This is a genomic window from Streptomyces sp. NPDC046805 (genome assembly GCF_040645355.1).
Classification (GTDB): domain Bacteria; phylum Actinomycetota; class Actinomycetes; order Streptomycetales; family Streptomycetaceae; genus Streptomyces.
Map to the genome: position 1 here is coordinate 1 of NZ_JBEYYC010000009.1, position 19,897 is coordinate 19,897.

Genomic DNA, 19,897 nt, shown 5'->3' on the forward strand with positions numbered 1-19,897 from the left:
CCAGGCCCCGACTCCCCGGAAGGCGAGGGTGGTGGGGAGTTCGAGGCCGCAGCGGCGAGCGGGGGCCGTCCTCCCGCCCGGGGGCGCCCCCGGGCCACGCGGCATGATCTACGCGTCCGCTCACACGACGCGGATGGAGTTGCCCTCCACCGTGATGTGCTTCGCGGGCAGCGGCTTCATCGCCGGACCGTGGGCCACTGAGCCGTCGGCGACGCGGAACTTGCTGCCGTGGCAGGGGCAGTCGATCGTGCCGTCGGCGACCCTGGCCACCGTGCAGCCCTCATGGGTGCAGATCGCGGAGAAGGCCTTGAACTCGCCCTTCTTCGGCTGCGTGACCACGATCTTCTGCACCTTGAAGATCTTGCCGCCGCCGACCGGGATGTCGGCCGTGCTCGTCAGCGCCCGCCCGGCCGGTGCGCCCGGGGACTTGGTCGGGGAGGCGGCCGCAGTCGGGGACGCGGCGGAGCCGGAGCTCTTGCCGCTGTTGCTGCACCCCATGCAGCCGACGGCGAGCGTCGCGACACCCGTCGCGAGAACCGTGCGACGCGTCGAGCTGTTGGTCATGTCGTCACTCCGAACGTAACGAAAGGAAACGTAAGGGAAGAAAAGCCGTGTTCACGCGCATCTTGGCATCGAAGCCGTGCGGGACGAAGGAACCGGGATCTTGGCGTCACCGGGTCGGCCGTCCGGCCCCGACGGGCGGGCCGCCGTCTCAGCGGGTGGGTGTCGCGCGCCCGGTCCGCGGGCTCTGACTACGCTGGACGCACCAAAGCCGACAACAGTCGACACGCACGTCAGCAAGGAGCAACGCAGTGGCGGTACGAGCGGTCCGGGGGGCCGTCCAACTGGAACGGGACGAGGCCGGCCATATGGACGAGCAGGTCGGGGCCCTGCTCACCGCCGTCCTGGAGCGGAACGGGCTGATCACGGACGACCTGATCAGCATCTGGTTCACGGCCACGCCGGACCTGCACAGCGACTTCCCGGCGGCCGCCGCGCGCAAGCTGGGCATCGTCGACGTACCGCTGATCTGCGCCCAGGAGCTGGACATCGAGGGCGCCATGCCCCGCGTCGTCCGCGTCCTCGCGCATGTCGAGTCGGACCGGTCCCGCGCCGACATGGCCCATGTCTACCTCGGTGCCGCGGCCGTCCTGCGCAAGGACATCGCCCAGTGAGGACCGCACTCGTCATCGGTACGGGGCTCATCGGCACGTCCGCCGCCCTCGCCCTGTCGCAGCGGGGCGTGATCGTCCACCTCGCCGACCACGACCCCGAGCAGGCCCGCACGGCGGCCGCGCTGGGCGCCGGCACCGACGAGGCCCCGGAGGGGCCCGTCGACCTCGCGATCGTCGCCGCCCCGCCCGCCCACGTGGCCGGTGTCCTCGCGGACGCCATGCGCCGGGGCGTGGCCCGCGGCTACATCGACGTGGCCAGCGTCAAGGGCGGCCCGCGCCGCGAGCTGGAGGCGCTCGGCCTGGACCTCTCGTCGTACATCGGCACGCACCCCATGTCGGGCCGCGAGAAGTCCGGCCCGCTCGCCGCGAGCGCCGACCTGTTCGAGGGCCGCCCCTGGGTGCTGACGCCCACCCGGGACACCGACACCGAGGTGCTGAACCTCGCCCTGGAGCTGGTCTCGCACTGCCGGGCCGTGCCGGTCGTCATGGACGCCGACGCCCACGACCGCGCCGTCGCCCTCGTCTCGCACATGCCCCACCTCGTCTCCAGCATGGTCGCCGCGCGCCTGGAGAACGCCGAGGAGGCGGCCGTACGGCTGTGCGGGCAGGGCATCCGGGACGTGACCCGGATCGCCGCCTCCGACCCCCGGATGTGGATCGACATCCTGTCCGCGAACCCGGGTCCGGTCGCCGACCTCCTCGCGGACGTCTCCACCGACCTCGACGAGACCGTCCGCGCCCTGCGCGCGCTGCAGTCCTCCGACGAGTCCAAGCGGCGCGAGGGCGGCGCAGGCATCGAGGACGTGCTGCGCCGGGGCAACGCGGGGCAGATCCGCGTCCCGGGCAAGCACGGCAGCGCTCCGCGTGTGTACGAGACGGTCGCCGTCCTCATCGACGACCAGCCGGGCCAGTTGGCCCGCATCTTCGCCGACGCCGGGGTGGCCGGGGTCAATATCGAGGACGTACGCATCGAGCACGCGACCGGTCAGCAGGCCGGCCTGGTGCAGCTCATGGTGGAGCCGAAGACGGCCCCGGTCCTGAGCGCCGCGCTGCGGGATCGGGGCTGGGCACTGCGGCAGTGACGGGTCGGGGAGAGGTCAGGGACTCCGGCCGGGAGAGGTCGGGGAGAGGTCAGGGGCTCCGGCCGTGATGAGGGCTCGCGGGAGCCAGTAACCTTGTGCGGGGCGCACGTGCGCCCCGCATCCCACCCACCACCCTTCACCAGGAAGGTGTCCTCCGTGGAAAACGGCGCCGCCCGGACCGCCCTGCCCGTGATTGTCGCGATCGACGGCCCCTCCGGCACGGGCAAGTCGAGCACGTCGAAGGCCGTGGCCGCGCAGCTCGGCCTGAGCTACCTGGACACCGGGGCCCAGTACCGGGCGATCACCTGGTGGATGGTGAACAACGGGATCGACCTGGACGACCCGACCGCGATCGCCGCCGTGGCCGGCAAGCCGGAGATCATCTCGGGCACCGACCCGTCCGCCCCGACGATCACCGTCGACGGCACCGACGTGGCCGGCCCGATCCGCACCCAGGAGGTCACCTCCAAGGTCAGCGCCGTCAGCGCGGTGGCCGAGGTGCGCGCCCGGATCACCGAGCTGCAGCGCACGCTGGCCGCCTCCGCCGAGACCGGCATCGTCGTCGAGGGCCGTGACATCGGTACGACCGTGCTGCCCGACGCCGACCTGAAGATCTTCCTCACCGCCTCGCCGGAGGCCCGCGCGGCCCGCCGCAGCGGCGAGCTCAAGGGCACCGACGTGCACGCCACCCGCGAGGCGCTGATCAAGCGGGACGCGGCCGACTCCAGCCGCAAGACCTCGCCGCTCGCCAAGGCGGACGACGCGGTCGAGGTCGACACCTCCGAGCTCACGCTGCCGCAGGTCATCGAGTGCGTCGTCACCCTCGTCGAGGAGAAGCGGGCCGGTAAGTGACCATGCCTTCCGCTCCGTCGGAAAGAGGCGCCGAGGTCGGGCGGCGCATCGGCGTCGGCCTGATGTACGGGCTGTGGAGGCCGCGCGTGCTCGGCGCCTGGAAGGTGCCCGCGAGCGGCCCGGCGATCCTCGCCGTCAACCACTCCCACAACATAGACGGCCCGATGGTCATGGGCGTGGCGCCCCGGCCGACGCACTTCCTGATCAAGAAGGAGGCGTTCGTCGGGCCCCTCGACCCCTTCCTGCAGGGCATCGGCCAGCTGAAGGTGGACCGCAACGGCACCGACCGCACCGCCGTCACCCGGGCGCTCGGCGTCCTGGAGGACGGCGGCGTCCTCGGTATCTTCCCCGAGGGCACCCGGGGCGAGGGCGACTTCGCCTCGCTGCGCGCCGGGCTCGCGTACTTCGCGGTGCGCAGCGGCGCGCCGATCGTGCCGGTGGCGGTGCTGGGAAGCTCCGAGCGGCAGGGGCGGTTGATAAAGGCGCTGCCCCCGCTGCGCTCCCGCGTCGACGTCGTCTTCGGCGACCCGTTCGAGGCGGGCGACGGAAGCGGGCGGCGTACGCGCAGGGCACTGGACGAGGCGACCGAGCGCATACAGAAGCAGCTCACCGCCCACCTGGAAGACGCCAGGCGCCTCACCGGGCGTTAGGCGACACTTGAGTAGTGGATCACCGTATGTGCGGTGCTCCACCGATCACCACGATGAACGACGAGGTACGGACTTCATGAACGAGCAGAACCAGCCCGACGGCTCGGCCGAGCACGAGTACGACCACGGGGCGCTCGGCGACGCCGAGTACGCGGAGTTCATGGAGCTCGCCGCCGAAGAGGGCTTCGACATCGAGGACGTCGAGGGCGCCATCGAGGCGGCGGGTCATGGCCCGCTGCCCGTGCTGGCCGTCGTCGGCCGCCCCAACGTCGGCAAGTCGACCCTGGTCAACCGGATCATCGGCCGCCGCGAAGCGGTCGTCGAGGACAAGCCGGGCGTCACCCGCGACCGTGTGACCTACGAGGCCGAGTGGGCGGGCCGCCGCTTCAAGGTCGTCGACACCGGCGGCTGGGAGCAGGACGTCCTCGGCATCGACGCCTCCGTGGCCGCGCAGGCCGAGTACGCGATCGAGGCGGCCGACGCGGTCGTCTTCGTCGTCGACGCCAAGGTCGGCGCGACCGACACAGACGAGGCGGTCGTACGCCTGCTGCGCAAGGCCGGCAAGCCCGTCGTCCTGGCCGCCAACAAGGTCGACGGCCCGAGCGGCGAGGCCGACGCGTCCTACCTGTGGTCCCTCGGTCTCGGCGAGCCGCACCCCGTCTCCGCCCTGCACGGCCGCGGCACCGGCGACATGCTGGACGCCGTCCTGGAGGCGCTGCCTCAGGCCCCGGCGCAGACCTTCGGCGCGGCCGTCGGCGGCCCGCGCCGCATCGCGCTGATCGGCCGCCCGAACGTCGGCAAGTCCTCGCTGCTGAACAAGGTGGCCGGCGAGGAGCGCGTCGTCGTCAACGAACTGGCGGGCACCACCCGCGACCCGGTCGACGAGCTCATCGAACTCGGCGGAGTGACCTGGAAGTTCGTCGACACGGCCGGTATCCGCAAGCGCGTCCACCTCCAGCAGGGCGCCGACTACTACGCCTCCCTGCGCACGGCCGCGGCCGTCGAGAAGGCCGAGGTCGCCGTCATCCTGCTGGACGCCACCGAGAACATCTCGGTGCAGGACCAGCGCATCATCACCATGGCCGTCGAGGCGGGCCGCGCGGTGGTGGTCGCGTACAACAAGTGGGACACCCTCGACGAGGAGCGCCGCTACTACCTGGAGCGGGAGATCGAGACCGAGCTCGGCCAGGTCGCCTGGGCGCCCCGCGTCAACGTCTCGGCGCGCACCGGCCGCCACATGGAGAAGCTGGTCCCGGCGATCGAGACGGCCCTCGCCGGCTGGGAGACCCGCGTCCCCACCGGCCGCCTGAACGCCTTCCTCGGCGAGCTGATCGCCGCCCACCCGCACCCGGTCCGGGGCGGTAAGCAGCCGCGCATCCTGTTCGGCACGCAGGCCGGCACCAAGCCCCCGCGGTTCGTCCTCTTCGCCTCCGGCTTCATCGAGGCGGGCTACCGGCGCTTCATCGAGCGCCGCCTGCGCGAGGAGTTCGGCTTCGAGGGCACCCCGATCCACATCTCGGTGCGGGTGCGCGAGAAGCGCGGCGCGAAGAAGAAGTAGAGCCGGTACGACGTGAAGGGGCGGCCCCTGCCGAGGGGCCGCCCCTTCACGTCGTCGTCACCTCGTCCGCCGTACGTCACGCCCCCCGACGCGGGGCGGGCGGCAGCGCCGGGAGGACGTGGTGCATCCCGGTGTCCTGCCGCCCGAGTGTCCCGACCCGGTGCCACTGCGGCAGCTGCCCGGTGCCGTAGCGCGCGCTGTTCGCGCCCGCGCTGTACGCGCTGTACGAGTTCGAGCCGTACAACCCCGCGCCGTACGACCCCGCGTGCGTGCCGGTGCTGTGCGGGGCGTACCCGAAGGCCGTGAACTCCAGCTCCTCCTCGCCGCTGCGGTCGCCCGGCAGGGTCCGGAAGGCCTTGACCCACTCCGCCTTGAGCATGTCGTAGATCGGCGTGGCCGAGGGCGTGTTCCGGGAGTCCTGTGCCGTCCGGGCGGACGGCACGGCGGAGAAGGGGAGCCGGCGGGGAGGAACGTCGTATGCGTGCACGTATGTCCAAACGACCCCGCCCTCAAAGGGATGCGGTTGCGGGGCACCCCGTTGCGGCATGCCGTGCACGCCCTCAGGTGCCCGCGAGCGGCAGCGTGGCCGCGACCAGCATCCCGCCCGCGGCCGCCCGGTCCAGCGCGTCCCGCAGCAGGTCCTCCCTCGGCTGCCGCCCGATGGAGCCGACCGGCGCCGCGAACATGAGCACCTGCTGGTGCTTGTTGGCGGCCGCCCGCCAGCTGTCGGTGACCTGCAGCGGCTGGTGCGCCTGCCACCAGGCCACCGGCTGACCGCCGTCCGCCCCGGGCTGGAGCACCGCGTGGAGCTGACCGACGGCCAGCAGGACCGACCAGCCGTGCAGCACCGGAGGCGCCGCGGCCAGTGCGGTCACCGGCATGAACCCCTGCTCGATGAGCAGCGGCAGGAAGTCGTCGCCGCTCCCCATCGTGCCGGGGCGCACGATCGGCGCGGTCGGCTCCACGACGAGCGCCGGGTGCAACTCCCCGGCGATCAGGACGAGTCCGCTGGTCACCCCGAGCACGGCCTGCTGGGGCACGGCCGTCTGCGGCGCCCCGCCGCCGGCGGCGTCGCCGTTGATGGAGCGGACCGCGCCCTGCAGTTGCTCCTCGGTGACCTGAACGACCTGCGAGGGCAGGCAGCCGGCGTGGGCGAAGGCGAGGACGGCGGTCTCGTCCCCGATGAACAGGACGGTGCTGGTGCGCTCCTGCTCGGAGTCGCCCGGGGTACGGCACGACGTGCAGTCGTAACTGCCCGGGGCGTTCTCTCCGGCGAGCAGCCGGTCGGCTTCTTCGTCGCCGATCTCGGCGCGTACGGCGTCGCTGACGTCGAGCATGCGCGGCACGGTGGCTCCCTCGGGATGCGGTGCGGTGCGACCGGGTGGCTCCCGGCCCATGAGCCCCGGGGTTCCGGGCTCATGAAGGAGACAACGGGCGAGCTGTGGCGGGAGTCACGCATCGAACAGATCGGAATCGAACTGTCCGTCGCCCAGGGTCATCTGCGGCGCGGAATCGGTTACACCATGTCAACTCCTCGGAAAGTAATGGCATTTGACCCGGTGAAGTGAGTCACAGATCGACTGAGCGCCTGGTCGACAAATCGTGAAATCAGCGAATCAAACGGGTGACCGAAACGCGTTGATACCCGCGGTAACACCCAACTGGCCTGGAATGACAGGGCGTTGGTTGATATCAGCCCCCTCCGCTCTTTAGATTCCTCCGCCGTGTGCAACGAGCACCGCTCGGGAACGTCCGCCCGCCGCACCAGGCAAGCACGATCGCAGCACCGGCTCAGGCGGACGGGACGGAGCGCGACGACCGCGACCATGCGCGGGACGTCGCGCCCCGGCCTGGGGGACCCCGAGTCAGTGGAGAGGGATTTCCATGTCCGAATGTGCCGATACCACCCGCGACTTCGCCAGCGACACCGCCTGCGCCGACACCGCCCGCGACGCGTCCCGTGACGGCCGCGCCCGCAGGACGCGTACGGCAGCGGTCCTCGCCGGCGCTGCACTGCTCGCCCCGCTCGGACTGCTGGCCGCGACCGGCAGCGCCGCGGCGGCGGACAGCGGGGTGTGGGACCGCATCGCCCAGTGCGAGAGCGGCGGCAACTGGCACATCAACACCGGCAACGGCTACTACGGCGGACTGCAGTTCTCCGCCGGAACCTGGCGCGCGTACGGCGGCTCCGCCTACGCCGCGACGGCCGACGGGGCCACCAGGTCCCAGCAGATCGCCGTCGCCGCCCAGGTCCAGCGCGCCCAGGGCTGGGGCGCATGGCCGGTCTGCTCGGGGCGGGCCGGAGCATCCGGCGCCGCACCCGGGGCCGCCTCCGGTACGGCGGCCACGCACAGGACGTCGACACCGGCCAAGTCACCGTCCAAGGCGGCCCCGTCGCATCCGGCGAAGGCGCCGCAGCGCACGACGGCCCACGCCGACCGGGGCGCCTCCCGAGGCGACTACACCGTCCGTGAGGGCGACACGCTGAGCGGCATCGCCACCCGGCACGGGACCACCTGGCAGCGGGTCTACGCCGTCAACAAGTCCGTCATCGGCGGTGATCCCGACCTGATCGTGCCCGGCCAGCGCCTCGCGCTCTGATCCGCACGAGTCCCGCACGAGCCCCGCCCGGCCGCCCGGCCCGGCGGGGCTCGTCCTTGCCGTGACCGGCGATGCCGTATCCGGCGATGTCGCATCCGGTGATCAGGCCGGCTCGGGACCGGCCGGCTCGGGCTCCGGCGCGGGCCGGGCCGCCTCCAGCGCCGCGTACTCGGGATGGTGCAGGTCGAACGCCGGGGACTCGGAGCGGATCCGGGGCAGCGTGATGAAGTTGTGCCGGGGCGGCGGACACGAGGTCGCCCACTCCAGCGAGCGGCCGAAGCCCCAGGGGTCGTCGGTCTCGACCTTCTCGCCGTACTTGGCGGTCTTCCAGACGTTGTAGAGGAACGGCAGCGTCGACAGGCCGAGCAGGAAGGCGCCGATCGTCGAGACGGTGTTCAGCGCCGTGAAGCCGTCCGCGGCCAGATAGTCGGCGTACCGGCGCGGCATGCCCTCGGCCCCCAGCCAGTGCTGCACCAGGAACGTGGTGTGGAAGCCGACGAAGAGCGTCCAGAACTGGATCTTCCCGAGCCGCTCGTCGAGCATCTTGCCCGTGAACTTCGGCCACCAGAAGTAGAAGCCGGCGAAGATCGCGAAGACGACCGTACCGAAGACGACGTAGTGGAAGTGGGCGACCACGAAGTACGTGTCCGTGACGTGGAAGTCGATCGGCGGCGACGCCAGGATCACTCCGGTCAGCCCACCGAACAGGAACGTCACCAGGAAGCCGCAGGACCACAGCATCGGCGTCTCGAAGGACAGCGACCCCTTGATCATGGTCCCGGTCCAGTTGAAGAACTTCACGCCCGTCGGCACCGCGATCAGGAACGACATGAAGGAGAAGTACGGCAGCAGCACCGCGCCCGTGGCGAACATGTGGTAGGCCCACACCACGACCGACAGGCCGGTGATCGCCATCGTCGCGGCGACCAGCGTCAGATAGCCGAAGACCGGTTTCCGGCTGAAGACCGGCAGGATCTCCGTGATGATCCCGAAGAACGGCAGCGCGATGATGTACACCTCGGGATGCCCGAAGAACCAGAACAGGTGCTGCCACAGCAGCCCTCCGCCGTTGGCCGCGTCGAACACGTGCGAGCCGAACCGCCGGTCCGCCTCCAGCACCAGCAGCGCGGCCGCGAGCACCGGGAACGCCAGCAGGATCAGGATCGACGTGAACAGCGTGTTCCACGTGAAGATCGGCATCCGGAACATCGTCATGCCCGGGGCGCGCATCCCGATGATCGTGGTGATGAAGTTGACCGCGCCGAGGATGGTCCCGAAGCCGGCCAGCGCCAGCCCCATGATCCACAGGTCGGGGCCCACGCCGGGGGAGTGGGCGCCGTCGTTGAGCGGCGCGTAGGCGAACCAGCCGAAGGCGGCGGGACCCTCGGGCACCGCCAGCGAGCCCAGCACGATCAGGCCGCCGAACAGGAACAGCCAGTACGACAGCATGTTCAGCCGCGGGAACGCGACGTCCGGGGCGCCGATCTGGAGCGGCATCAGCTCGTTGGCGAAGCCCGCGAAGCTCGGCGTCGCGAACAGCAGCAGCATGATCGTGCCGTGCATGGTGAACAGCTGGTTGAACTGGTGGTTGTCGACGAGCTGCAGCCCGGGACGCGCGAGTTCGGCGCGCATCAGCAGCGCCATGACCCCGCCGGCCAGGAAGAAGACGAACGAGGTGATCAGATAGAGGTGGCCGATCTTCTTGTGGTCGGTGGTGGTGAGCCAGTCCACCACCAGCCGGCCCTGCCGGTGGCCCCGCGCGGGCCGCTGTGCCGCGTCCACGGTCTCGGTCCCCATCGCTCGCTCGCCCCTCCGCTTCTCGCGCCCGGCTCCGCCGCCCCTCGCGGCCTGCCTGCCCGCGGCACGCCGGCCCGCGAGCTCACGCCATGATGCTCGCGTCGGCCTCCGCTCCGACAGGGGGCGTCGGGACGTTCTGTGCCGGAGCCATGAAATTCCTGTCCGGCGTCTGTTCCGGTCGATGCCGGGTGGATTCGGAATGGAATGGGCGCCCGGAACCGTACGCGATCGTTCCTTCCGGCGCTTTCCGCCGGATTGTTCGAAGGGCCTGTCGGGGGTCTGTCCGGTACACGGGAATTACGTTCGAAAGCGCCGGTAAGGCGCGCGGATACATTCGTATGCGTGACGGATTTCCGCCGAAACGACTGTCGAGGTCCTGTGACAGAAGTGTGACCGGAGGGGGACGCGTGCCCTCGGTGACCGCCCACTTCCGTGGCCGTCGGCTGGGGCCTAGCGTGGCCGCATGGCATCGATACCGACTCCGCCCGCGGAGCCCCAGGACAGCCCGGCCGGGTACGTCGGCCTCGACGCGGCGGACGCCGAGCGGCTCGCGCGGGAGCGCGGATGGTCGACGGTGCGGTCGCTGCCGCCGGGCGCGATCATCACGATGGAGTACCGGACGGGGCGGCTGAACTTCGAGGTGCGCGACGGCCGGGTGGCCCGCGCCTGGAAGGGCTGAGCGACGACGGCCGAGCGGCCGACGGCCGAGGGACGACGAAGGCCCCGCTCCTGGAACCCGAGGGATCCAGGAGCCGGGGCCTTCGTCGCCGTGCGGGGGTGGTGGTGCGTACCGGCCCCGCCGACGTGGTCGCCGTCGGCCGCCCGTCAGGGGCGGGCCGCCGGGGCGGGGCCGCGCGGGACGCGGTCCGCGTGCGGTGGGCGGCGGCTGCCGGCCGGGGTGACCGGGCTGCGCTCCGAGCGGGTCGTGTGCGGGCCCGGCGCCAGGTGGATCGGCGCCCGGGGCGAGCGGACCGAGGCGACCGGCTCGGGCGCCGGGTCGGCGGGGGCGGAGCGCGGCTTGAGCACCACCGGGACCGGGGCGGTCGGCGTGGCCGCGGGGACTCCTCCGGGCCGAGCGGGTTCGAGCGCGGGAGCGGGGACCATGCGGCCGCGGCGGGCGCGCCAGCCATCGCGCAGGTCGAAGAGCGCGGTCTCGATCCTGGCGATCACCGGCTCGACCCACGGCAGCGCCAGCAGGATCAGCAGTCCCGCGGCCCAGCCCAGCAACACGTCGCTCAGCCAGTGCGTACCGAGGTAGACGGTGGTGAGACCGACGCCGAGCGACGTCACCGCCGACAGCGCGGACAGCCAGCGGCGGGCGCGCGGCGTGGAGGCCAGATAGGCCAGGATGCCCCAGGTCACCACCGCGTTGGCGGTGTGGCCGCTGGGGAATATATCGCCGCCCAGGACCATCTCGTTGGCGCCGATCGTGGTGGCGTAGTGCGGTCCGAGCCGCCCCATGCCGAGCTTGGCGGCGCCGACCGTGATGTTCAGCAGCAGAAGCGAGGCGCCGAGGGTCAGCAGCGGGCGGAGGGTGTGCTGCCGCCAGGAGCGCCAGCCCAGCCACGCCGCGACCATCACGGCGGTGGGGCCGCGCTGGCCGAGCACCACGTAGTAGTCGAGGAAAGCGTGGATCTGCGGCCACTGCTGGTACGGCCGGAAGAACATGACCTGCCAGTCGAGCCGGACCAGCCACGAAGTGGTGACCACGGCCCACACGATGGCGACGTAGAAAGCCAGGGTCGCGGAGAACAGCACGACCCGGTGGCGGCTCATCTTCGGCACATCGATGTGGGCCGGTCGTTCCGGCTCACGGTCCAGCCTGGCGAACACCCGGTCCAGACGGGTGAGGTTTCGTTCGGTACGCACCCAATGGACGTTACAGCGAGTGAGCTCGCGCTCTGGTCGAATCAGGGGCTTTGTGATGACGATGTGATGTGGGAAACCTCTCAGAAGGGTCGGCATTACCGGGAAATCGGCAATCCCCGGCGGGCGTCCGCGCCAATTCCTTTGATCATTCCGGTTGGCGATTTTATGCCACTTATGAATTCGTTCACCGAATGATGGGGCTGAATTACCCGGGCGCTCATCGATCGCCCGGCGGCGATCACGGTGGACCGGAGCCGTTCAGCCAGAACGCGCCGTAGACCGCCGAAGCCACCGCGACACCGACCGTGACCAGCACGGATCTGGACGTGCGCAGGCGTGCGAGGGCCAGCGCGAGCGGCAGCAGCAGAGGGAAGGCCGGCAGCAGCAGACGCGGTTTCGACCCGAAGTAACTCGACGCGCACAGGGCGAGCGCGGTGACGACTCCCGTGTACACCAGCAGCGGAAGCGTCTGACGCTGCCGTATGCCCGTCACGTACAGGCGGATCACCAGGACGACCCCGATGATCAGTGCCACTCCGGTGAGGGCCGACGGAATTGACGTGAACTTGTCGGCGATGAAGCGGGCGAAGGCGTACCCGCCGTCGAAGCCGTTGCGCCAGCCCGCCTGCACGTCCAGATAGCCGAGCGGGCCCTTGCCGGTGCGCCGGCCGACCCACAGGACATAGGCGGCGGTGCCGAGGGGAGCGATGAGCATCCCGAGGGCCCGGCGCCAGGGCGGGGCGGCCGGGGCGGGGGAGAGGGAGGGGGCGCGTGTGGAGCTCCACGCGCCGGTCGGTGCCGGCACGCGCCCGTCGTGGGCCTCGTCGGCCGGATCGGGGGCGCGTCCGTCGCTGCGCGCGCCCGGTGAAGCGGCCACGCGCCGATCTCGCACGAACGGGGCAGTGCCCGCCACCCACACCGCCGCGGCCACGGCGAGGCCCACCGGCCGGGTCAGCCCCGCCAGCGCGGCCAGTGTTCCCGCGGTCAGCCACCGGCCGGTCAGCACCGCGTACAGCGACCAGGCGGCCAGCGCCGTGAACAGTGACTCGCTGTACGCCATCGACTGCACGATCCCCACGGGCAGCACGGCCCACAGCAGGACGGCGCACATCCCCACCCGGCCGCCGTACACGTGCTCCGCGACCGCGAAGATCCCTCCGGCCGCGGCGAGCGAGGCGAGCAGGCTGACCGCGAAACCGGCGTCGGCGTACGACAGCGGCGTCAGCGCGTGCAGCAGCCGCTCCAGCCAGGGCAGCAACGGGAAGAAGGCCAGGTTGGAGTGGACGTCGCCGTTCGGCAGCCGCACCTCGTAGCCGTAGCCCAGGTCGGCGACCCGTGTGTACCAGAGCGCGTCCCAGCGGGCGGTGAGCAGCGTGTACGCGTTCTTGCCGCGCGCCGCGCTCCACACCGCCAGCACCACCAGACCCAGGGCGCGCACGGCCGCGTACCCGAGCAGGGCCGGGGCCGCACGGCGCGGCAGGGGGAGGGCGCGGGTCGGTGGCACGCGCGTCACGAGATCGGTCACGGGCTCGATTATCGACCGGGCGCGAAGCCTGACCGCCCGCCGGAACGTGGTCAAGGGGAGGGGAAGTGGTGTACACCACATGGGTTCCCTGAGGAGTCTGAGAGGTCCACCACGTGCCCGGGGAGCGAACTCGCGTACGCTGACGTGTCACTCGCGCTGGTACGGCGCGGGCCGGAGCCGCCCCGCTGCTCCGGCTACGACGGGGAAATTCCCACCCCGCCGGTTCGCCGCACGCGAGGGAAAGTCTGGGAGGTACGTACATGTCCGGGACGACCGCGGCCGCCATTCGGCTGCGCCGTCGGCCGGCCGGAGCCGGTGCCAACCGCTGGGTCGTCCTCGTCGTCCTCTGCGTCAGCCTGCTGCTCGTCGCCGTCGACGCCACCGTGCTGCACGTGGCGGTACCCGCCGTCAGCGAGGACCTCAAGCCCAGCGCGATAGAACTGCTCTGGATCGTCGACATCTATCCACTGGTCTGCGCGTCGCTGCTGATCCTGTTCGGCACGCTCGGCGACCGGGTGGGCCGCAGACGCATTCTGCTGCTCGGTTACGCCCTGTTCGGCGTCGCGTCCGCGGTGGCGGCCCTCTCCACCAGTGGCGAGATGCTGGTCCTCGCGCGCGCGATGCTCGGCGTCGGCGGCGCGATGATCATGCCCGCCACGCTGTCGATCCTGCGCCAGGTCTTTCCCGACCGGCGGGAGCGCGCGCTGGCCATCGGCGTCTGGAGCGCGGTGGCCGCGGTGGGAGCCGCGGTCGGTCCGCTGCTCGGCGGCCTCCTGCTGGAGCACTTCTGGTGGGGCTCCGTCTTCCTGGTCAACATCCCGCTGATGCTGGTGAGCCTGCCGGTCGGCCGTCTTCTGCTGCCCGAGTCGACGGGCGAGCGCGACGGTCCCTGGGACGTGGTCGGTGCGCTGATGGCGGCGGCCGGACTGTTCGGTGTCGTGTTCGGCGTCAAGCGGTTCGGCGGCGGCGAGCCGGTGCTGAGCGTGCTCACGCTGCTGCCGCTGGTGGCGGGCGCGGTGCTGCTCTGGCTGTTCGTACGCCGTCAGCGGCGCCGTCGGTTCCCCCTCATCGACCTCGGGATGTTCGCGCGTCCCGCCTTCACCACGTCGGTGGGCTGCATCGTGCTGGCGATGCTCGCGCTCGTGGGCCTCGAACTGATCGCTGCGCAGTATCTGCAGCTGGTGCTCGGGCTGTCGCCGCTGGCGACGGGCCTGCGGCTGCTGCCCCTGACCCTCGCGGCGATGGCCTCGGGCCTGACGGGCGCGCGGATGCTGCGCAGCCTCGGGCCGCGGCGCATGGTCTGCTTCGGCTTCTGTCTGACCGCCGTGGCCGTGCTGACGCTGACGGCGATGGGTGACGCCGACAACACGCTCCTGATGCTCTCCGGCTTCGTGCTGCTCGGCTTCGGTCTCGAGACCACGCTCTTCGGAGCGTACGAGTCGATGCTGAGCGAGGCGTCGACCGAGCGCGCGGGCGGGGCGGCGGCGATCGGCGAGACGTCGTACCAGCTGGGCGCCGGCATCGGCATCGCCCTGCTCGGCAGCGTGATGAACGCGGCCTACGCCCCCCGGCTCCACTCCGTCCCCGGGGTGCCCGCGTCGGCCTCCGCGTCGGCGGGGCATTCGCTCGGGGAGGCCTACGAGGTCGCCGGATGGCTCGGCGGCCCGGCCGGCGCCGCGCTGCGCCAGGTGGCCCGGGACTCCTTCGTGCACGGCCTGCACGTGACGCTGTTCGTGAGCGCGGGCCTGCTGCTGCTCGGGGCCGTGATGGCGCTGCGCCTGCCGCGCGTGATGCAGTGCGAGGAGCCCGCGGTGGTGGAGCTGCCCGCGCCCCGGGAGGTCGAGGTCACGGAGTCCCGCGTCTCGGCGTAGCCCGGCTCGCCGGGGTGGGTCTGGACGTGCGGCACACTGCGCCGTAACGTCAGCGGCGATGACGTAACTAGCGCTGCTAGTTTTCAGCGTGCAAGCGTGCCGGAGGGTGTCCGAATGTCTGCGTCCGCGTCCGCGAAGTCCTCGAAGGTGCCCCCGTTCGATCCCGGCGACCCGCTCGGCATCGACGACCTGCTCGATCCCGAGGACCTGGCCATCCGCGGCACCGTGCGCGCCTGGGCGGCGGACCGCGTCCTGCCGTACGTCGCCGAGTGGTACGAGAGCGGCGAGCTGCCCGGTATCCGGGAGCTCGCCCGCGAACTCGGCGGCATCGGGGCCCTCGGCATGTCGCTCACCGGGTACGGCTGTGCCGGGGCCTCCGCCGTGCAGTACGGGCTCGCCTGCCTCGAACTCGAGGCCGCCGACTCCGGCATCCGGTCCCTCGTCTCCGTGCAGGGCTCCCTCGCCATGTACGCCATCCATCGCTTCGGCAGCGAGGAGCAGAAGCAGGCGTGGCTGCCGCGCATGGCCGCCGGCGAGGTCATCGGCTGCTTCGGGCTCACCGAGCCCGACCACGGCTCCGACCCGGCCGCCATGCGCACCTACGCCAAGCGGGACGGCGGCGACTGGGTGCTGAACGGGCGGAAGATGTGGATCACCAACGGGTCGGTCGCGGGCGTCGCCGTCGTGTGGGCGCAGACGGAGGACGGGATCCGGGGGTTTGTCGTGCCCACGGATGCGCCCGGTTTCTCCGCGCCCGAGATCAAGCACAAGTGGTCCCTGCGGGCCAGCGTGACGAGTGAGCTGATTCTCGATGACGTACGACTGCCCGCCGATGCAGTCCTGCCCGAGGTCGTGGGGCTGCGTGGTCCGCTGAGCTGTCTGTCACACGCTCGGTACGGCATCGTGTGGGGAGCCATGGGCGCGGCCCGCAGCTGCTTCGAGGCCGCGGTGGAATACGCGAAGACGCGGGAGCAGTTCGGGCGGCCCATCGGGGGATTCCAGCTCACCCAGGCCAAACTCGCCGACATGGCGGTCGAACTGCACAAGGGAATTCTGCTCGCCCATCACCTGGGGCGGCGCATGGACGCCGGCCGCCTGCGTCCCGAGCAGGTCAGCTTCGGCAAGCTCAACAACGTACGGGAGGCCATCGAGATCTGCCGTACGGCGCGGACCATTCTGGGGGCCAACGGGATTTCCCTGGAATATCCCGTGATGCGGCACGCGACCAACCTCGAATCGGTGCTCACCTACGAGGGCACCGTCGAGATGCATCAGCTCGTGCTGGGCAAGGCGCTCACCGGACTCGACGCCTTCCGGTAGACCCTGCGGGGAGGCAGGGCCGCGGTGAGCGGCCCTGCCTCAGCTCTGGTTGAAGAAGCCGTCCGAGCGATGGGCGGACGCGTCGCCGTTGACGATCTCGGTGTCGGCGGGGGACAGCAGGAACACCCGGGTGGACACCCGGTCGATCGAGCCGCGCAGGCCGAAGATGAGCCCGGCCGCGAAGTCGACGACGCGCTTGGCGTCGGAGGCCTCCATGGCCGTGAGGTTCATGATGACCGGGACTCCCTCCCGGAACAGCTCGCCGATGACGCGCGCGTCCCGGAAGCTGTCCGGGGTGACCGTGCCGATGCGGCGGCCCTTCTCCTCGGCCGTGTCCGAGGCCACCTTGACCCGCGGGTCGGTGACCCAGGCATCCCCGGGGTCGGTCCCTTCGGAGTAGTCGTCGTCGTAGTAGCGCTCGTCATCGTTGTCGTCGACGAGGCCAAGCCAGGCACTCGCCTTGCGTACCGATCCCATGGACGCCTCCTCTCACAGCGGTCTTTCATCCTTTCCACATCTATGGTCTTCCATGATGTGGATGGCGCGCCAAGTGAATAGACGCCGCACGGGGGGTTTGTGACGGTACTGGTGCGCGGCTGGTACGTCGAGAGCCCGGGCGCCCCAAGGGTCGTACCGCGTACGGCTGCTGACTGTGAGTGAAATATGATTCTTCTCGGCGTACGGGTGATGAATGGTGCGTCTGAGTGACCCGGGTCTGATGGTTTGTCAGTTCATCTGTGTCGGTGGCGAATCCCTCGGCGCGGCTCGGGTGCAATCGCGCACAGCTCACACACAGTTCGGGCATTGCCCGCTCACAGGTGCGCGGCCGAAAGGCCCCCTTGCGCCGACCGGCCGTTCGGCCGAATACTCCCCCTCAGCGCTTGTCAGGGGCACGACGTGTTCGAAATCCGGACGCCGCACGTGTTTCTGACTGCGCCTCACGGGCCCCGACCCCACGGGGGCCCCCGACTTCCCGGGAGGGAACGAAAAGTGAGGATCAAGCGCACCATCCCCAGCAGCGGTCTCGCGAGACGGACTCGGCTGATCGCCGTGGCCACCGGCCTCGTGGCCGCAGCCGCGTTCGCCGTCCCCACCGCGAACGCGAGTGACGCCCAGACGTTCAGCGCCAGCCGGCTCGCCAAGGCGAGCGACTCCGTCCGCGCGGCCGACATTCCCGGCACGGCCTGGGCGGTCGACAGCAAGACCCACCGCGTCCTCGTCACCGTCGACAGCACGGTCTCCCCGGCCGAGATCGCCAAGATGAAGCGGCAGGCGGGTGCCGACGCCGGCGCCCTCACCATCCGGCACACACCGGGCAAGTTCAACAAGCTGATCTCCGGCGGCGACGCCATCTATGCGAGTAGCTGGCGCTGCTCGCTCGGCTTCAACGTCCAGGACTCCGCGGGCACCTACTACTTCCTGACCGCCGGTCACTGCACCGACGGCGCGGGCACCTGGTGGTCGAGCTCGTCGCACACGACCACGCTCGGCACCACCGCCGGCTCCTCCTTCCCGGGCAACGACTACGGCATCGTGCGCTACACCAACAGCTCGGTGACCAAGTCCGGCACGGTCGGCAGCCAGGACATCACCAGCGCGTCCACGCCGTCCGTGGGTACGTCCGTCACCCGGCGCGGCTCCACGACGGGCATCCACAGCGGCGTCGTCCAGGCGCTCAACGCGACCGTCAACTACGGGGGCGGCGATATCGTCTCCGGTCTCATCCAGACCAACGTCTGCGCCGAGCCCGGCGACTCCGGCGGTCCGCTGTACGGCGGCACCCGGGCGTACGGTCTGACGTCCGGTGGCAGCGGCAACTGCACCTCCGGCGGTACGACCTTCTTCCAGCCGGTCACCGAGGCGCTGAGCGCCTACGGGGTTCACGTCTACTGACGGCGTTCGCACATGAGTTACGGGTCCCCCGCACGCAACCCGCGTGCGGGGGCTTCCTGCTTGCCGGGTGACGGAGCAGATGGAGGAAACGCCTGCGGCGCTGCAACTGCGGCTGCTGCAGACGGTGGTGGCGGTCGCCGCCGAGAAGAACTCGACCCTCGTGCTGCCGTTTCCGGTGGAGCTGCTGCGGTTCCTGGAAAAGGCGCAGCAGCAACTGCCGTCGGTGGGCGAAGGGGCGAGTTCAGGACAGGGCTAGAAGTCGCTGTCGGCCTCGGAGTTACTCGTACGTAGTGTTTGCAGTGCGAATCGTTCGAGGCCGGGCGGCGGGCGGTTGACGGCGAAGGGGGCGGGTGATGCCGGCGTACGCGCGTCCTGAAGTCGACCTTGTGTGCTCCCTGTGGACCTCGGAATAGTAGGCGCCCGTCAACCATCCTTCCGGTCCGCCAGGCCCCCACAGCCTGTCGGGTCGACCCCCCACAGGAGGACGTGAGTTGAAGCATCGACGCATATCCGGGCGGCGGGCTGCCGTGGCCGGTGCGGGCGTTGCCGCACTGGTCGCCGCGGGCGTCACCTTCCAGAGTGCGAACGCCAGTGAGCCATCGAGGAACGCGGCGCCCGACGTCCTGTCGGCTCCCGCGGCTGGAAAGCTCGCCTCCACGCTCGTGAAGGACCTCGGCGGCGACGCGGCGGGCTCGTACTACGACCCGCAGGCGAAGAACCTCGTCGTCAACGTGCTCGACAGGAACGCGGCGGACACCGTCGAGGCGGCCGGGGCCAAGGCCAGAGTCGTGGCCAACTCCCTTGCCGCGCTGGACGGCGCCCGTACGACGCTGAAGGAGGACGCGACCATACCCGGCACCTCGTGGGCGACCGACCCGGTCACCAACAAGGTGCTCGTCACCGCCGATCGCACGGTCTCGAAGGCCGAGTGGGCCAAGCTCGGCAAGGTGGTCGACGGGCTGGGCGGCACGGCCGAACTCCAGCGGTCGAAGGGGGAGTTCGAGCCCTTCGTCGCGGGCGGTGACGCGATCACCGGCTCGGGTGGGCGCTGCTCGCTCGGCTTCAACGTGGTCAAGGGCGGGCAGCCGTACTTCCTGACGGCCGGGCACTGCACCCAGGCCATCTCCAGTTGGTCGGACTCGTCCGGCAGCGTGATCGGGAAGAACGAGCAGTCCAGCTTCCCGGACAATGACTTCGGGCTGGTCAAGTACACGGCGAGTGTGGATCACCCGAGCGAGGTCGACCTCTACAACGGGTCCGCACAGGCGATCACGGGTGCGGCCGACGCCACCGTCGGCATGAAGGTCACCCGCAGCGGGTCGACCACGCATGTGCACTCCGGCACGGTCACCGGTCTGAACGCCACCGTGAACTACTCGGAGGGTACGGTCAGCGGGCTCATCCAGACCGATGTGTGCGCCGAGCCCGGTGACAGCGGTGGCTCGCTGTTCTCGGGTGACAAGGCGGTCGGCCTGACCTCGGGTGGCAGCGGTGACTGCTCCTCCGGTGGGGAGACCTTCTTCCAGCCTGTGACGGAGGCGCTGTCGGCTACCGGGGCCTCGATCGGGTGACCTGATCTGACCTGGTTCGGCCTGATCGACTTCAGTCCCGCCCCGCGCGCGCGGGGCGGGGCTTTTTTATGCCTGCGGCGGCTCCGTGCTGTGCTTCGTGGCTTGTGTCGCGCCTGCGGTGCGTCGTGGGTGG

General features: G+C 70.8%; 18 protein-coding genes and 1 pseudogene. 12 read left to right on the plus strand and 7 right to left on the minus strand.

Annotation, left to right across the window (positions count from 1 at the left end):
* Positions 1-120: 120 nt before the first annotated feature.
* Positions 121-564, minus strand: coding sequence for a Rieske (2Fe-2S) protein (locus tag ABZ910_RS11930; protein WP_361362299.1), 444 nt, complete (start codon positions 562-564; stop codon positions 121-123).
* 248 nt (positions 565-812) lie between these two features.
* Between ABZ910_RS11930 and aroH the strand changes: the two genes are divergently transcribed.
* The 5 genes from aroH (at position 813) to der (ending at position 5,317) form a co-directional block, all read left to right on the plus strand.
* Positions 813-1,175 carry a chorismate mutase gene (gene aroH / locus ABZ910_RS11935; protein ID WP_361362301.1) on the plus strand — a complete coding sequence of 121 codons (363 nt, stop codon included), beginning with the start codon at positions 813-815 and terminating at the stop codon, positions 1,173-1,175.
* The gene (locus tag ABZ910_RS11940; protein WP_361362304.1) at positions 1,172-2,257 is read left to right on the plus strand and encodes a prephenate dehydrogenase; all 1,086 of its coding nucleotides are present in this window, start codon (positions 1,172-1,174) and stop codon (positions 2,255-2,257) included. Before aroH ends, ABZ910_RS11940 begins: the two co-directional genes overlap by 4 nt.
* 156 nt (positions 2,258-2,413) lie before the next feature.
* Complete coding sequence (cmk, locus tag ABZ910_RS11945) at positions 2,414-3,109, plus strand: (d)CMP kinase (protein WP_361362307.1); 696 nt, start codon at positions 2,414-2,416, stop codon at positions 3,107-3,109.
* 2 nt (positions 3,110-3,111) lie between these two features.
* Positions 3,112-3,759 (plus strand): lysophospholipid acyltransferase family protein, encoded by a 648-nt coding sequence (locus ABZ910_RS11950; RefSeq protein WP_361362849.1) that lies wholly within the window; start codon positions 3,112-3,114, stop codon positions 3,757-3,759.
* Between the two features lie 76 nt (positions 3,760-3,835).
* Positions 3,836-5,317 carry a ribosome biogenesis GTPase Der gene (gene der, locus ABZ910_RS11955; RefSeq protein WP_361362310.1) on the plus strand — a complete coding sequence of 494 codons (1,482 nt, stop codon included), beginning with the start codon at positions 3,836-3,838 and terminating at the stop codon, positions 5,315-5,317.
* 76 nt (positions 5,318-5,393) lie between these two features.
* Here der and ABZ910_RS11960 read toward each other — a convergent pair whose 3' ends face one another.
* Both ABZ910_RS11960 and ABZ910_RS11965 read right to left on the minus strand, forming a co-directional pair.
* On the minus strand, positions 5,394-5,804 hold the full coding sequence (locus tag ABZ910_RS11960; protein ID WP_361362313.1) for a hypothetical protein: 411 nt from the start codon (positions 5,802-5,804) through the stop codon (positions 5,394-5,396).
* Between the two features lie 73 nt (positions 5,805-5,877).
* Positions 5,878-6,663 carry a hypothetical protein gene (locus ABZ910_RS11965; protein ID WP_361362317.1) on the minus strand — a complete coding sequence of 262 codons (786 nt, stop codon included), beginning with the start codon at positions 6,661-6,663 and terminating at the stop codon, positions 5,878-5,880.
* 538 nt (positions 6,664-7,201) lie between these two features.
* Between ABZ910_RS11965 and ABZ910_RS11970 the strand changes: the two genes are divergently transcribed.
* Entirely contained in the window at positions 7,202-7,918 is a 717-nt protein-coding gene (locus ABZ910_RS11970) for a transglycosylase family protein (RefSeq protein ID WP_361362320.1), read from the plus strand.
* Positions 7,919-8,020: 102 nt separating this feature from the next.
* On the opposite strand, the gene ctaD is transcribed toward ABZ910_RS11970, so the two are convergent.
* Positions 8,021-9,715, minus strand: a complete 1,695-nt coding sequence (gene ctaD, locus ABZ910_RS11975; RefSeq protein WP_361362323.1) for a cytochrome c oxidase subunit I — start codon at positions 9,713-9,715, stop codon at positions 8,021-8,023.
* Positions 9,716-10,178: 463 nt separating this feature from the next.
* Between ctaD and ABZ910_RS11980 the strand changes: the two genes are divergently transcribed.
* Positions 10,179-10,394, plus strand: a complete 216-nt coding sequence (locus tag ABZ910_RS11980) for an I78 family peptidase inhibitor (RefSeq protein ID WP_361362325.1) — start codon at positions 10,179-10,181, stop codon at positions 10,392-10,394.
* 146 nt (positions 10,395-10,540) lie between these two features.
* Here the strand turns inward: ABZ910_RS11980 and ABZ910_RS11985 are convergent, their stop codons facing one another.
* Together ABZ910_RS11985 and ABZ910_RS11990 are read right to left on the minus strand one after the other, a co-directional pair.
* The gene (locus ABZ910_RS11985) at positions 10,541-11,584 is read right to left on the minus strand and encodes a phosphatase PAP2 family protein (protein WP_361362328.1); all 1,044 of its coding nucleotides are present in this window, start codon (positions 11,582-11,584) and stop codon (positions 10,541-10,543) included.
* Between the two features lie 238 nt (positions 11,585-11,822).
* Entirely contained in the window at positions 11,823-13,109 is a 1,287-nt protein-coding gene (locus ABZ910_RS11990; RefSeq protein ID WP_361362331.1) for a mannosyltransferase family protein, read from the minus strand.
* A gap of 260 nt (positions 13,110-13,369) precedes the next feature.
* Here ABZ910_RS11990 and ABZ910_RS11995 point away from each other — a divergent pair, with 260 nt between their 5' ends.
* The gene (locus ABZ910_RS11995) at positions 13,370-14,980 is read left to right on the plus strand and encodes an MFS transporter (protein WP_361362334.1); all 1,611 of its coding nucleotides are present in this window, start codon (positions 13,370-13,372) and stop codon (positions 14,978-14,980) included.
* 114 nt (positions 14,981-15,094) lie between these two features.
* Positions 15,095-16,300 (plus strand): acyl-CoA dehydrogenase family protein, encoded by a 1,206-nt coding sequence (locus tag ABZ910_RS12000; protein WP_361362336.1) that lies wholly within the window; start codon positions 15,095-15,097, stop codon positions 16,298-16,300.
* Positions 16,301-16,339: 39 nt separating this feature from the next.
* Here the strand turns inward: ABZ910_RS12000 and ABZ910_RS12005 are convergent, their stop codons facing one another.
* Positions 16,340-16,777, minus strand: coding sequence for a cell division protein SepF (locus ABZ910_RS12005; RefSeq protein ID WP_361362339.1), 438 nt, complete (start codon positions 16,775-16,777; stop codon positions 16,340-16,342).
* Positions 16,778-17,290: 513 nt separating this feature from the next.
* Between ABZ910_RS12005 and ABZ910_RS12010 the strand changes: the two genes are divergently transcribed.
* From ABZ910_RS12010 to ABZ910_RS12020, 3 genes and pseudogenes are all read left to right on the plus strand, one after another.
* Positions 17,291-18,193, plus strand: a complete 903-nt coding sequence (locus ABZ910_RS12010) for a S1 family peptidase (RefSeq protein WP_361362342.1) — start codon at positions 17,291-17,293, stop codon at positions 18,191-18,193.
* Positions 18,169-18,449 (plus strand): annotated as a pseudogene (locus ABZ910_RS12015) (hypothetical protein); the annotation flags it as partial. The gene ABZ910_RS12010 and the pseudogene ABZ910_RS12015, both read left to right, overlap by 25 nt.
* Positions 18,450-18,684: 235 nt before the next feature.
* Positions 18,685-19,764, plus strand: coding sequence for a S1 family peptidase (locus ABZ910_RS12020; RefSeq protein ID WP_361362345.1), 1,080 nt, complete (start codon positions 18,685-18,687; stop codon positions 19,762-19,764).
* The last annotated feature ends 133 nt before the right edge of the window (positions 19,765-19,897 follow it).

Bases quoted from the DNA above. Each gene is read 5' to 3' on its own strand.
- ABZ910_RS11930 (WP_361362299.1), bottom strand. From the start codon at position 564: ATGACCAACAGCTCGACGCGTCGCACGGTTCTCGCGACGGGTGTCGCG.
- ABZ910_RS11950 (WP_361362849.1), top strand. From the start codon at position 3,112: ATGCCTTCCGCTCCGTCGGAAAGAGGCGCCGAGGTCGGGCGGCGCATC.
- der (WP_361362310.1), top strand. From the start codon at position 3,836: ATGAACGAGCAGAACCAGCCCGACGGCTCGGCCGAGCACGAGTACGAC.
- ABZ910_RS11970 (WP_361362320.1), top strand. From the start codon at position 7,202: ATGTCCGAATGTGCCGATACCACCCGCGACTTCGCCAGCGACACCGCC.
- ctaD (WP_361362323.1), bottom strand. From the start codon at position 9,715: ATGGGGACCGAGACCGTGGACGCGGCACAGCGGCCCGCGCGGGGCCAC.
- ABZ910_RS11980 (WP_361362325.1), top strand. From the start codon at position 10,179: ATGGCATCGATACCGACTCCGCCCGCGGAGCCCCAGGACAGCCCGGCC.
- ABZ910_RS11995 (WP_361362334.1), top strand. From the start codon at position 13,370: ATGTCCGGGACGACCGCGGCCGCCATTCGGCTGCGCCGTCGGCCGGCC.
- ABZ910_RS12000 (WP_361362336.1), top strand. From the start codon at position 15,095: ATGTCTGCGTCCGCGTCCGCGAAGTCCTCGAAGGTGCCCCCGTTCGAT.
- ABZ910_RS12005 (WP_361362339.1), bottom strand. From the start codon at position 16,777: ATGGGATCGGTACGCAAGGCGAGTGCCTGGCTTGGCCTCGTCGACGAC.